Origin of the sequence: Streptomyces sp. NPDC006012 (assembly GCF_042871185.1) — a bacterium.
Lineage (GTDB): Bacteria > Actinomycetota > Actinomycetes > Streptomycetales > Streptomycetaceae > Streptomyces.
In genome coordinates this window covers 122,922-135,298 of sequence record NZ_JBIAIE010000012.1, presented here as the reverse complement: position 1 = coordinate 135,298, position 12,377 = coordinate 122,922, and the positions used below count along the sequence as shown (strand labels likewise).

General features: G+C 73.7%; 10 protein-coding genes. 8 read left to right on the top strand and 2 right to left on the bottom strand.

Going from position 1 to position 12,377, the window contains the following annotated elements:
- Positions 1 to 29: 29 nt before the first annotated feature.
- Together ACFYPJ_RS21715 and ACFYPJ_RS21710 are read left to right on the top strand one after the other, a co-directional pair.
- Entirely contained in the window at positions 30 to 2,543 is a 2,514-nt protein-coding gene (locus tag ACFYPJ_RS21715; protein WP_389019468.1) for a SpoIIE family protein phosphatase, read from the top strand.
- A 270-nt stretch (positions 2,544 to 2,813) separates the two neighbouring features.
- Entirely contained in the window at positions 2,814 to 3,545 is a 732-nt protein-coding gene (locus ACFYPJ_RS21710) for a class I SAM-dependent methyltransferase (RefSeq protein WP_389019465.1), read from the top strand.
- A 114-nt stretch (positions 3,546 to 3,659) separates the two neighbouring features.
- Here ACFYPJ_RS21710 and ACFYPJ_RS21705 read toward each other — a convergent pair whose 3' ends face one another.
- Positions 3,660 to 3,908 (bottom strand): hypothetical protein, encoded by a 249-nt coding sequence (locus ACFYPJ_RS21705; RefSeq protein ID WP_389019462.1) that lies wholly within the window; start codon positions 3,906 to 3,908, stop codon positions 3,660 to 3,662.
- Between the two features lie 195 nt (positions 3,909 to 4,103).
- Between ACFYPJ_RS21705 and ACFYPJ_RS21700 the strand changes: the two genes are divergently transcribed.
- The 5 genes from ACFYPJ_RS21700 (at position 4,104) to ACFYPJ_RS21680 (ending at position 9,877) form a co-directional block, all read left to right on the top strand.
- Positions 4,104 to 4,937 carry a M55 family metallopeptidase gene (locus ACFYPJ_RS21700; RefSeq protein ID WP_389019459.1) on the top strand — a complete coding sequence of 278 codons (834 nt, stop codon included), beginning with the start codon at positions 4,104 to 4,106 and terminating at the stop codon, positions 4,935 to 4,937.
- Complete coding sequence (locus ACFYPJ_RS21695; RefSeq protein WP_389019456.1) at positions 4,930 to 6,261, top strand: M20/M25/M40 family metallo-hydrolase; 1,332 nt, start codon at positions 4,930 to 4,932, stop codon at positions 6,259 to 6,261. The genes ACFYPJ_RS21700 and ACFYPJ_RS21695 overlap by 8 nt, the downstream gene beginning before the upstream one ends.
- A gap of 15 nt (positions 6,262 to 6,276) precedes the next feature.
- Positions 6,277 to 8,283, top strand: coding sequence for a prolyl oligopeptidase family serine peptidase (locus tag ACFYPJ_RS21690; protein ID WP_389019453.1), 2,007 nt, complete (start codon positions 6,277 to 6,279; stop codon positions 8,281 to 8,283).
- The gene (locus tag ACFYPJ_RS21685) at positions 8,280 to 9,203 is read left to right on the top strand and encodes an LD-carboxypeptidase (protein ID WP_389019451.1); all 924 of its coding nucleotides are present in this window, start codon (positions 8,280 to 8,282) and stop codon (positions 9,201 to 9,203) included. Before ACFYPJ_RS21690 ends, ACFYPJ_RS21685 begins: the two co-directional genes overlap by 4 nt.
- Positions 9,204 to 9,325: 122 nt before the next feature.
- The gene (locus ACFYPJ_RS21680; RefSeq protein WP_389019448.1) at positions 9,326 to 9,877 is read left to right on the top strand and encodes a GNAT family N-acetyltransferase; all 552 of its coding nucleotides are present in this window, start codon (positions 9,326 to 9,328) and stop codon (positions 9,875 to 9,877) included.
- On the opposite strand, the gene ACFYPJ_RS21675 is transcribed toward ACFYPJ_RS21680, so the two are convergent.
- Complete coding sequence (locus ACFYPJ_RS21675; protein WP_389019446.1) at positions 9,849 to 10,196, bottom strand: DUF6204 family protein; 348 nt, start codon at positions 10,194 to 10,196, stop codon at positions 9,849 to 9,851. The genes ACFYPJ_RS21680 and ACFYPJ_RS21675 overlap by 29 nt on opposite strands.
- Positions 10,197 to 10,414: 218 nt before the next feature.
- Between ACFYPJ_RS21675 and ACFYPJ_RS21670 the strand changes: the two genes are divergently transcribed.
- Complete coding sequence (locus ACFYPJ_RS21670; protein WP_389019443.1) at positions 10,415 to 12,376, top strand: DUF5107 domain-containing protein; 1,962 nt, start codon at positions 10,415 to 10,417, stop codon at positions 12,374 to 12,376.
- The last annotated feature ends 1 nt before the right edge of the window (position 12,377 follow it).

Here is a 12,377-nt window from a genome sequence, read left to right as displayed (position 1 = left end):
CGGAGCCGTGGGGAGAGAGGGCCCGGGCCATGCACCATGGCAGCGAGCAGGACGCACCTCCCAGCCGCGGGGCTGGTGACGGCGCGGCGGGCCGCATCCCGCTCGCCGTGATCGTCGTCGACCGTGACGGCCTCGTGTCCCACTGGAGCGCCGGCGCACGCCGGCTGTTCGGCGCCGCCAAGGGCGAGGCCGTCGGCCGGCCCGTGCTCGACCTGCTGCCCGTCTCCGGAGCGCTCCCCGACGACGACGCGATCACCCCGTACGGGGCGTACGCGGCTTACGACGACCTCGGACCCGACCTCGGATCCTCCCTCGGCGGGCGGCTGAACTACCCCGCCGCGGGCCGTGCCCGGCTGACCGTGCCGGACCGTGACAGCGACCGGGACAGGGAAAGCAACGGGGGCAGGGTCAGGGAGACAGTCCACGGCCGTGGCCGGGTGGACGTGGTGTGGTGGGCGTACCCGCTGGTCGGGCCCGGTGATGAGCGGCTGCTGGTGCTGGCCGCCGACGCGGACCGGCTGCACCCGGGCGATCCGGAGGACCCGCATCTGACGGCGGCGTTCGAGAGGATCGCCCCCGGCTTCGCCCTGCACACCGACTTCCCCGGTGCCGACGACCTGGCCCGCCGGCTGCCCGAGATCCTGCCCAGCATGAGCGTCGGGGAGAGCGCCCGCATCGTCGCGCAGGTTCTCGAACTCGGCTATCCCGTCCTGGAGTTCAGCCAGAACGACCGGGTGCCGGTGACCCCCGACTGGGGTGTGGCCCGGCGGACCGAGCGCCTGGCCCGCCGCGCGCGGGCGGCCCGGGTCGCGGCGCAGGGCCTGCCGGTACCGGAGGAACTCACCGACGAGGACGGCGAGGACCTGGAGTTCGCGGCCGTCCGTGAACGCCTCGAATTCCTCACCGAGGTCAGCGGACGCATCGGCACCTCCCTCGACCTCTCCCGGACCATCGTCGAGGTCAGCAAGGCCGTCGTGCCGCGCTTCACCGATGTCGCCGGCACCTACCTGCGCGAGCAGGTCGTCGCCGGCGAGGGCTTTCCCGACGGCGTGCCGGACACCACCACCATGTGGCACCGGGTCGCCCTGGAGCACACCGACGAACCCGGCCGCTGGGACGACGTCGTCCCGGTCGGCGAGGCCATGCCGTTCCCCGCGCACACCCCGTTCTTCCAGTGCATGACCACCGGCGAGCCGGTCCTCGTGCCGCGCATCAGCGAGGAGATGGGGCACGCCATCGCCTCGCAGTTCGAGAAGCGTGACATCCGGCCGCTCATCAGCCACCGCTCGATGCTGGTGGTGCCGCTGAAGGCACGCAACGTCGTCCTCGGCTTCATGATCCTGCTGCGCCACCCCGAGCGCGTCGAGTTCAACGACATGGACCGGGTCACCGGCGCGGAACTCGCCGCCCGGGCGGGCCTCGTGCTCGACAACGCGCGCATGTACACCTACCAGGAGAGCGTCGCCGAGACCCTCCAGGACAGCATGCTGCCGCACATCCCGCCGCGGATGGCGGGCTGCGACATCGCCACCCGCTATCTGCCCGGCACCCTGCTCGGCCGGGTCGGCGGCGACTGGTTCGACTCCGTCAAGCTGCCCGGCGCGCGTACCGCGCTGGTCGTCGGTGACGTCATGGGCCACGGCCTCAACTCGGCGGCGATGATGGGCCAGCTGCGGACCGCCGTACAGACCATGGCCGCCCTCGACCTGCCGCCGGCCCAGTTGCTGCGCAACCTCGACGACCTCGCCCAGCGGCTCGGCGACACCTATCTGGCGACCTGCCTGTACGCCCTCTACGACCCGATCGAGAGCGAGCTGCTGATCGCCAACGCGGGCCACATCCCACCCGTGCTGGTACGGGCCGACGGCCGCAGCGAACTGCTCGACCTGCCCACCGGCGCCCCCATCGGCGTCGGCGGTGTGCCCTTCGAGGCGGTGCGGGTGCCGGTGGCGCCCGGGGACCGGCTGGTGATGTGCACCGACGGGCTCGTGGAGGTGCGCGGCGAGGACATCGGCGTGGGCCTCGCGACGCTCTGCGAGTCCGCGGCCCACCCGGCCGCCTCCATGGACGACGCCTGCGACACGATCATCCGCGCCCTCAACTCGGGCGGCGGACGCAAGGACGACGTGGCCCTGCTGATGGCCCGGCTGGTCGGCATCGGGGCGCAGGACGTCGCCGAGTGGCGGCTCGGCCTCGACCCGGCTGAGGTCGGCCGGGCCCGCGCCGTGGTCCGCGAGCAACTGCACGAGTGGGGCCTCTCCTCGCTCGTCGACAGTGCGGAGCTGCTGGTCAGCGAGCTGGTCACCAATGCCGTACGGCATGCGCACAGTCGCCCGGTCCAGCTGCGGCTGGTGCGGGGCGAAACCCTGTTGTGCGAGGTCGACGACGACGATCACACCTTGCCGGCCCTGCTGAGCGCGGGACGCCACGACGAGGCGGGGCGCGGGCTGCGGGTGGTGAGCACGCTGGCTCGGGAGTGGGGCACGAGCCGTACGAACGCCGGAAAGACCGTCTGGTTCGAACTGACGGCACGGCGTCGTTGACCGTCCGGGGACGGCTCGGACGCGGTTCAACGGCTCAGTAGCAGTTCAAGGAACAGCTCAAGGGACAGTTCAAGGGACGTTCAAGGGTTCGAGGGACGGCTCGGGGCAGTTCGGGGCGCGCGCGGGTGCGGGAGGCGCACGACGGCGTACGAGTGACAGGTGCGTGGTGAAGGAACGCGCCACGCGCTTGTCGCCGGGACCCGCACGCGATAGACCGTACGAATTCGCCACTTCCATGGCGGACGGGCCTCGCATCCTGGGGAGTTGGGCATGAGCGTGACGAGTCGGCACCGGGCGGCCTGGGAGGGGTTCTGGCGTGAGGCGCCCGACGAGCCGGGGGCGGTGTTCTGGGACGCGGAACCGGCGCTGACCGCCGCGGTCCACCTCGGCCTGTTCGCACCGTACCTGACGGACCCCGCCCTGCCGCTGGTGGACCTGGGCTGCGGCAACGGCACCCAGTCCCGGTTCCTCGCCGGCCGGTTCCCGCGGGTGCTGGGCGTGGACATAGCCGAGGCGGCCCTGGAGCACGCCCGGCACGCCGACCCCGCGGGCCGGGCGAGGTACCGGCAGCTGAACGCCGTCGACCAGAGCGAGACCGAGACGCTGCACGGGGAACTCGGCGACGCGAACGTCTACATGCGGGGCGTGCTGCACCAGGCGGAACCCGACGACCGGCAACCGCTGGCGGACGGGATAGCCACCCTGGTGGGCGCGCGCGGCCGGGTCTTCCTGGTCGAACCGTCCGAGACCGCAGGCGGGGTCCTGCGGAGCCTGACCCAGGGCCCGGCGGGCCCGCCCCCCAAGGTCGTCCCGATCTTCCGCCACGGCATCGCCCCCGGTGCGGTGGCCGACGATGCGGTGCCCGAATACCTGCGGTCGGCGGGGCTGGTGGTCCTGGCGAGCGGCGAACTGCCGCTGGTCACCACCGAGTCCGCGCCGGACGGCAGCCGTATCGAGCTGCCGTCGAAGTGGCTGGTGGCGGGGGCGGGGGCGGGGGCCTGACCCTGGCCGGCCGATCGCCGGCCTGTTCCGTCGGAACAGGGGCGTGGCCCGTTGACCCGCGGTCCGGTCGCTCCCCGGGTGCCGGATCCGCGCAACGGCCGGCCCCGCCGTCCCTCACCGGCCGGCCCGCTCCGCGCGGGACGCCTCGGCGAGCAGGAGGTGGGCCAGGCCGCGGGCCTCGTCGGCGGTCAGCGAGGCCCAGGTGCCCGGCTCTCCGTACCGTTCCTTGCCGACGTTCAGAGTGACCCGGCTGATGGGATTCTCCGGTGAGGCGAGCCGGAGGCACTTCACCGCGATCCGCCGTCCGCAGCCCGTCACGAGGGACACGCCCTCGCCCTGGCCGGACCGCTCCTGACCTGTCATTACTCCCACGCCCTTCCTCGGCCGTCGTCACTCCCGACGGGGTACGTCGCGGTACCCGGCGGGGTATGGACAACAGCGTCGGCCGGATCCGGAATGTTCCCGCCCGGGGTGAAGGACCGCTGTTCCCGGAGGATCCGACGGTTTTCTGCCTGCTGATCATGGCCGGTAAGCGCCGTACCGCGTAACGTGCGCGGCATGAAGATCCTCATCAGTGCGGACATGGAGGGCGCCACCGGCGTCACCTGGCCGGCCGACGTGCTGCCGGGGACACCGCAGTGGGAGCGGTGCCGGTCGATGTTCACCTCCGACGTGGATGCCGCGGTGCGCGGCTTCCTGGACGGCGGGGCGGACGAGGTCCTCGTCAACGAGGCCCACTGGACCATGCGCAACCTGCTCCTGGAGCAGCTCGACGAACGCGCCCAGATGCTCACCGGACGCCACAAGTCCCTGTCCATGGTGGAGGGCGTGCAGCACGGGGACGTGGACGGCATCGCCTTCGTCGGCTACCACGCGGGCGCCGGCATGGAGGGTGTCCTCGCCCACACGTATCTCGCCAACTCCATCACCGGGGTGTGGCTGAACGGCGAACGGGCCAGCGAGGGACTCCTCAACGCCCATGTCGTCGCCGAGTACGGGGTGCCCGTGGTCCTCGTCACCGGGGACGACGTGGCCTGCGAGGACGCGCTCGGATACGCGCCGCAGGCGCTCAAGGTCGCGGTGAAGGACCATGTGTCGCGGTACGCGGCCGTGTGCCGCACACCCGCCAGGACCGCCGCCGACATCCACGCGGCGGCCAAGGAGGCCGCCGCGCTGGCGGTGCGCCACGAACCGGTCCGCGGCGGCCCGTTCACCATCGCGCTGGAGTTCGACGCCGAGCACCTGGCCCAGGCCGCCACCGTGGTGCCGGGCGTCGAGCGGACCGGGGAGCGGAAGGTCGCGTACACCAGCGACACCATGTACGAGGCGATCCGCAGCTTCAAGGCGGTCACCACGATCGCCTCGGCCGCGGTGGAGGAACAGTATGGCTGAGCAGCACAGGGCGGCGGACGGGCAGGCGCTGGACGAGGTCGTCCGGTTCACCTCCGAGCTGATCCGGATCGACACCACCAACCGGGGCGGCGGCGACTGCCGGGAACGGCCCGCCGCCGAGTACACGGCCGAGCGACTGGCGGGCGCGGGCCTGGAACCCGCGCTGCTCGAACGCACCCCGGGACGGACGAACGTCGTCGCCCGTGTCGCGGGCACCGACCCGTCGGCCACGGCCCTGCTGGTCCACGGCCATCTGGACGTCGTCCCGGCACAGGCCGGCGAGTGGAGCGTGCACCCCTTCTCCGGCGAGATCCGCGACGGGGTCGTCTGGGGCCGGGGCGCGGTCGACATGAAGAACATGGACGCGATGATCCTCGCGGTGGTCCGGTCCTGGGCGCGGCAGGGGCTGCGTCCGCGGCGCGATGTCGTCATCGCCTTCACCGCCGACGAGGAGGACAGCGCCGAGGACGGCTCCGGGTACCTCGCCGACCGGCACGCCCACCTCTTCGAGGGGTGCACCGAGGGCGTCAGCGAGTCGGGCGCGTACACCTTCCACGACGGCGCCGGCCGCCAGATCTACCCGATCGCCGCCGGTGAGCGCGGCACGGGCTGGCTGAAACTGACCGCGCACGGCCGGGCCGGACACGGCTCCAAGGTCAACCGGGAGAACGCGGTGAGCCGGCTGGCCGCCGCCGTCACCCGCATCGCAGACCACGAGTGGCCGCTGCGGCTCACCCCGACCGTGCGGGCCGCGCTCACCGAACTCGCCGCCCTGTACGGCATCGACACCAACCTCGACGCCCCCGGCGGTGTGGACGGGCTGCTGACGAAGCTCGGCCCGGCCGCGGGGCTGGTGGAGGCGACCGTCCGCAACAGCGCCAACCCGACCATGCTGGGCGCGGGTTACAAGGTGAACGTGATCCCGGCGCAGGCCGTCGCCTTCGTCGACGGGCGGTACCTGCCGGACGGCGAGGACGAGTTCCGCGCCACTTTGGACCGGCTGACCGGGCCGGACGTGGACTGGGAGTTCCACCACCGGGAGGTCGCCCTCCAGGCGCCGGTCGACTCGCCGACGTTCGCCGGGATGCGGGCCGCCATCGAGGAGTTCGCGCCCGAGGGGCACGTGGTGCCGTTCTGCATGTCGGGCGGCACGGACGCCAAGCAGTTCTCCCGGCTCGGCATCACCGGCTACGGCTTCACCCCGCTGAAGCTGCCGGAGGGCTACGACTACGCGGCCATGTTCCACGGGGTCGACGAGCGGGTGCCGGTCGAGGCCCTGCACTTCGGCGTCCGCGTCCTCGACCGCTTCCTGCGGACGGCATAGACGATGGGGGATCACATGACGACCATGGCGTACGGCTCCTGGCCCTCGCCCATCGACGCGGCCCTGGCCGCCGCGCACGACGGCCACCCGGAGTGGGTGGACTTCGTCGGCGACGAGGTCTGGTGGACCGAGCCGCGGCCGGCCGAGGGCGGTCGCCGGACCCTGGTGCGGCGGCGTGGCCGGGAGACGGGGCACGCGGCCTCTCCGCCGCAGGGCGACGGCGGGCCGGCGGCGGAGAGCACGGAGGAGTCGCTGCTGCCCGCGCCCTGGAACGTGCGCAGCCGCGTCATCGAGTACGGCGGCCGGCCCTGGGCCGCGGTGATGCCGGCGGACGGGCCGCTCGTGGTCTTCGTGAACTTCGCCGACCAGCGCCTGTACCGCTACGAGCCGGGGAGCGAGCCGCGCCCGCTGACACCCCTCTCGTCGGTGGGCGGCGGACTGCGCTGGGCCGAGCCGCGGATCGACCTGGAACGCGGCGAGGTGTGGTGCGTGCTGGAGGAGTTCACCGGCGAGGGGCCCGGCGACCTGCGGCGCGTCGCGGCCGCCGTGCCGCTGGACGGTTCGGCCGCCGAGGACCGTGGTGCCGTACGCGAACTCACCGCACAGCGGCACCGGTTCGTGACCGGCCCACGGCTGTCACCGGACGGCCGCCGTGCCGCCTGGCTGGCCTGGGACCACCCGCGCATGCCCTGGGACGGCACGGAGCTGATCGTCGCCGACGTCACGGCCGACGGCACCCTGCGCGGGGCCCGGACGGTCGCCGGCGGACCGGCGGAGTCCGTCGCCCAGGCCGACTGGGCGGCCGACGGCAGCCTGCTGTACGCGAGCGACCGCAGCGGCTGGTGGAACCTGTACCGCGACGGCACACCGCTGTGCCCGCGCGAGGAGGAGTTCGGCGGCCCGCTGTGGAAGCTCGGCCACCGCTGGTTCGCCCCGCTGGACAGCGGGCTGATCGCGGTCGTGCACGGCCGTGGCGCCAAGGCCCTCGGGGTGCTCGACCCGCGGACCGGCGAGATCGCCGACGCGGCCGGACCCTGGTCGGAGTTCGAGGCGACGCTCGCGGTGTACGGCGACCGGGTCGTCACCGTCGGCGCCGGTCCGCGCAGCGGGTACGAGATCGTCGAGCTGACGGTCCGGACCGGCCGGGCCCGGGCGGTCGCCGCCCGGCACACCGACCCGGTCGACCCGGCCTACTACCCCGAACCGCAGGTGCGTACCTTCACCGGCCCCGGCGGACGCGACGTGCACGCCCACGTGTACCCGCCCCACCACCCGGGCGTCGAGGCGCCCGCCGGCCGGCCGGCGCCGTACGTCGTCTGGGCGCACGGCGGCCCCACCGGCCGGGCCTCGCTGGTGCTGGACCTGGAGATCGCGTACTTCACCTCCCGGGGCATCGGCGTCGCCGAGGTCAACTACGGCGGCTCGACCGGATACGGCCGCGAGTACCGCGACCGGCTGCGCGAGCAGTGGGGCGTCGTCGACGTCGAGGACTGCGCCGCCGTCGCGCTGGCCCTCGCCCAGGAGGGCACCGCCGACCGCGACCGGCTCGCGATCCGCGGCGGCAGCGCGGGCGGCTGGACCAGCGCGGCCTCCCTGGCGAGCACCGACGTCTACGTGTGCGGCACGATCCTCTACCCCATCCTCGACCTCACCGGCTGGGGCACGGGGGAGACCCACGACTTCGAGTCGCGGTACCTGGAGGGCCTGGTCGGGCCGTTCGCCGAGGTCCCCGAACGGTACGCGGACCGGTCGCCGACCGAGCACGCCGACAAGGTCTCCGCGCCCTTCCTGCTGCTGCAGGGCCTGGACGACGTGATCTGCCCGCCCGTCCAGTGCGAACGCTTTCTCGCCCGGATCGCGGGGCGCGGCGTGCCGCACGCCTACCTCACCTTCGAGGGAGAGGGGCACGGCTTCCGCAGGGCGGAGACGATGGTGCGCGCCCTGGAGGCCGAACTCTCCCTGTACGCCCAGACGTTCGGGATGGACGTGCCCGGGATCCGCACGCTGGAGCTGAACGGATGAGGGAGCTCGTCCGGCCGCCGCGGCTCGCCCCCGGGGCGCGGGTCGCGGTCATCGCCCCGAGCGGGCCGGTGGAAGCCGACCGCCTGGAGGCGGGGCTCGACGTGCTGCGCGGCTGGGACCTCGATCCGGTCGTGCAGCCCCACGTGCCGGACCGGCACGCCGAGTTGGGTCACCTGGCGGGCACGGACGCCGACCGGGCCGCCGACCTTCAGCGGGCCTGGTGCGATCCGGACGTGGCCGCGGTGCTGTGCGCCCGCGGCGGCTACGGCGCCCAGCGCATCGTCGACCTGCTCGACTGGGACGCGCTGCGGGCGGCCGGCCCGAAGGTGCTGGTCGGCTTCAGCGACGTCACCGTGCTGCACCGGGCCTTCGCCGACCGGCTGGGCCTGGTCACGCTGTACGGGCCGGCCGCGGCGGGCATCGACTTCATCAAGAACCCGCGGGCGCAGGAACACCTCCGGGCGACCCTGTTCGCTCCGGAGACGGTCCGCACCGTCACCGCCGGCGGCCCGGCGCTGGTGCCGGGCAGGGCTCGCGGGATCACCCTGGGCGGCTGCCTGAGCCTGCTCGCCACCGACCTCGGCACACCGTTCGCCCCGCCGGTCGCCCGGGGCGGGCTGTTGCTGCTGGAGGACGTGGGCGAGCAGCCGTACCGCGTCGACCGGCTGCTGACCCAACTCCTGCGCGCCGGACGGCTGGACGGCGTGGCGGGCGTCGGGCTCGGATCCTGGGCCAGGTGCGGTCCGTACGAGGAACTGCGCGCGGTGTTCGCCGACCGCCTCGGCGGTCTCGGCGTCCCCGTCCTGGAGGAGATCGGCTTCGGACACTGCGACGGGGCGTTGACGGTCCCGTTCGGCGTGGCGGCCGAACTGGACGCCGACGCGGGCACCCTGACGCTCGACGAACCGGCCCTGCGCTGACCGGGGTGGACGGCCGGGCGGCGCGCTGCACGAGGCACCGTCCGCCAGGAGGGCGGAGTGCGGGCCGGGGACCGTCGTCGGCCCCCGGGGTCCGGGGGCCCGGCACGGCGTAGGGTGGCTGGATGCCGCATACCGTGTCTCGTTTTCTCGCCGAGGGGCCCCGGGTGGGCATACGGCACTTCACCTACGGTGACGGGCCGGAGTTCACCACCCGGGCCCGGGAGAGCAAGGACCTGCACCATCCCTGGCTGTTCCCGCCGGTCACCGATGCCGCCTACGCCGCGTACGCGGGCGTGCTGATCGAGGACCCGGCCAGAGCGGGGTTCCTGGTCTGCGAGCGGGACGGCGGGGACATCGCCGGTTTCATCAACATCAACAACATCGTCGAGGGCGGCTTCCAGTGCGGTGCCCTCGGCTACGGCGCCTTCGCGCACGCGGCCGGGCGCGGGCTGATGCGCGAAGGGCTCGACCTCGTGATCGGGTACGCGTTCGGGCCGCTGCGGCTGCACCGGCTGGAGATCAATGTCCAGCCGGGCAACGCCGCCTCCATCGCCCTCGCCCGTGGCGCCGGATTCCGCCTGGAGGGCTTCTCCCCGAAGATGATCTTCATTGACGGGGCCTGGCGGGACCACGAGCGCTGGGCGATCACCGCCGAGACGCGGACTTCCGGTTGATCTTCATGGTGTCCAGGTCCGTGACGGTCGACTTCAGGCCCGTGAAGCCGTGGCCGAGACCGGTCAGGTGGGCTTCGGCGCGCTCCTCCGCGAGCGCCGCCGCCATCTCCTCCCCGTCGGCCGCGTCCGAGACCACCACGTACCGCAACGAGAAGTGCTTCAGCGGCCGTGCCTCGTACGACAGCGACCCCTCCTCGGTGAACCGCATGCTGGCCATGCCGTGTTGGGCGGCCTCGGCCAGCAGCCGGTCCCGGGACTGCTCGGTCAGCTCCGCCCAGGTGCCCCGGACGATGACCCGGTAGGTGTGCTGCTCGCTCATGTGCCGTTCCGTCCCTCATGTGCTCCGGTGGACGACCGACTCTACGTCGGCCGACTCCGACCGCATGCGGAATTTCACGGCGCCCGGCACCCCGTCATGTCCTCCGCGGCCCGGCAAGAGGGCCGCCGGCCTCCGGGCCGGGCCCGGCGCCCTGCTCGCCGCCTTTGCGCAATCCTGACCGGCAGCGCCCCTGGTCGGCTCGCGTCCGGCCCGGTTCCATGGTGATCGTGACGACGATCCGACGTGAGGTACTGACGCTGCCCGCCGCGGAACTGGGCGAGGACAACCCGCTGCCCCCGATGCGCCCCCTCGACGAGATGCACCGCATCGAGGACCGGGACCGCGACGAGATGCCCCGCGACATGGCCCGGCAGATCGGCTACGAGCCGCTGCACAGCCTGCTGCCGGTCCCCGTCAGGGACGGCTACGAGCGGGCGCGCGCACCGCGCGAGACCGACGCGCTCGTGATCGAGAACGACCGGCTGCGCGCCACCGTCCTGCCCGGCCTCGGCGGCCGCGTCGCCTCCCTGGTCCACCTGCCGACCGGCCGTGAACTCCTCTACCGCAACCCGGTGTTCCAGCCCGCCAACTTCGCCCTCAACGACGCCTGGTACTCCGGTGGCATCGAGTGGAACATCGGCGCCACCGGCCACACCACCCTGTCCTGCGCGCCCCTGCACGCCGCCCGGGTCGCCGCCCCGGACGGCGGGGAGATGCTGCGGCTGTGGGAATGGGAGCGGCTGCGCGACCTGCCCTTCCAGGTGGACCTGTGGCTGCCGGACGGCTCCGACTTCCTCTACGTCGGCGTGCGCGTCCGCAACCCGCACGAGCGGCCCGCGCCTCTCTACTGGTGGTCCAACATCGCCGTGCCCGAGGAGTGCCGGGTGCTCGCCCCCGCCGACGAAGCCTGGTACTTCGGCTACGAGCGCCGCCTGCGCCGGGTGCCCGTGCCCTCGTACGAGGGGAGTGACCGGACGTACCCGCTGAACAGCCCGCACGCCGCCGACTTCTTCTACGAGGTCCCCGACGGCCGCCGCCGCTGGATCGCCGCGCTCGACGCCGACGGGCACGGGCTGGTGCAGACCTCGACCGACGTACTGCGCGGGCGCAAGCTGTTCGTGTGGGGCACCCAGCCCGGTGGCCGCCGCTGGCAGCAGTGGCTGACCGAACCCGGCACCGGCGGCTACTGCGAGATCCAGGCCGGGCTCGCCCGCACCCAGCTGGAACACGTCCGCCTGGAGGCGGCGGGCGAGGTGTCCTGGCTGGAGGCGTACGGACCGCTGGACGCGCCGTCCGACGGAGCGTGGCCCGCGGTGACGAGCGGCGCGGAGGAACGGCTGGAGACCCTGCTGCCACGGGCCGACGTCGAAGCCGCCTACGCCGCCTGGCGGCCGTGCGCCGACACCGCCCCCGGCGAGATCCTGGCCACCGGCTCCGGCTGGGGCGCGCTCGAAGTGCTGTCCGGCGGGTGGAAACTGCCCGGCACGCCCTTCGAGGAGTCCACTCTCGGCGAGGCCCAGGCGCCCTGGCTGGACCTGCTGCGCACCGGCTCCTTCCCCGAGCCGCTGCGGGTGCGGCCACCGCACCCCACCCTCGTCGCCGCGCACTGGCGGGACCTGCTGGAGAACGCGCCCGCCACCCCGCTCAGCGAGTACCACCTCGGCATCGCCCAGTGGCACGCAGGCGACCGGGCGCAGGCGGTGCGCAGCTGGGAGCGGGCCCTGCCGCTCGCCTCCTCCGGCTGGCCGCTGCTGCGCTGCCTCGCCGTCGCCGACCAGGAGTCCGGCCACCACGAGCGGGCCGCCGACCGGTACGCCGATGCCTTCGACGACCTGTGCCGGGAGCGGCGCGACGACGGTCCGTCGTGGACCGCCGCCACCGCCGCGCTCGGCCGTGAGGCCCTGGAGGCGCTGCTGGCGGCGGGGCGCGTCGCCGAGGCCCGTGCCGTGTGGCAGCGGCTGCACCCGGCGACCCGGCGGCGCGGCCGGTTCCGGCTCCTGGAGGCCGGGCTGCTGCTCGCCGAGGGCCGGCCCGCCGAGGCCCGCGCCGTCTTCGACGCGGGCTTCGAGGTGGCCGACCTGAGGGAGGGGGCGGAGACCATCGGCGTGCTCTGGTCCCGCCTCGCCGACGAGCCGCTGCCCGCCCGCTACGACTTCCGCATGCGGCCCGCCACGCCCTGAG

Coding starts and splice junctions, on each gene's coding strand:
- ACFYPJ_RS21715 (WP_389019468.1), top strand. CDS start 30: ATGCACCATGGCAGCGAGCAGGACGCACCTCCCAGCCGCGGGGCTGGT.
- ACFYPJ_RS21710 (WP_389019465.1), top strand. CDS start 2,814: ATGAGCGTGACGAGTCGGCACCGGGCGGCCTGGGAGGGGTTCTGGCGT.
- ACFYPJ_RS21705 (WP_389019462.1), bottom strand. CDS start 3,908: ATGACAGGTCAGGAGCGGTCCGGCCAGGGCGAGGGCGTGTCCCTCGTG.
- ACFYPJ_RS21700 (WP_389019459.1), top strand. CDS start 4,104: ATGAAGATCCTCATCAGTGCGGACATGGAGGGCGCCACCGGCGTCACC.
- ACFYPJ_RS21695 (WP_389019456.1), top strand. CDS start 4,930: ATGGCTGAGCAGCACAGGGCGGCGGACGGGCAGGCGCTGGACGAGGTC.
- ACFYPJ_RS21690 (WP_389019453.1), top strand. CDS start 6,277: ATGACGACCATGGCGTACGGCTCCTGGCCCTCGCCCATCGACGCGGCC.
- ACFYPJ_RS21685 (WP_389019451.1), top strand. CDS start 8,280: ATGAGGGAGCTCGTCCGGCCGCCGCGGCTCGCCCCCGGGGCGCGGGTC.
- ACFYPJ_RS21680 (WP_389019448.1), top strand. CDS start 9,326: ATGCCGCATACCGTGTCTCGTTTTCTCGCCGAGGGGCCCCGGGTGGGC.
- ACFYPJ_RS21675 (WP_389019446.1), bottom strand. CDS start 10,196: ATGAGCGAGCAGCACACCTACCGGGTCATCGTCCGGGGCACCTGGGCG.
- ACFYPJ_RS21670 (WP_389019443.1), top strand. CDS start 10,415: ATGGTGATCGTGACGACGATCCGACGTGAGGTACTGACGCTGCCCGCC.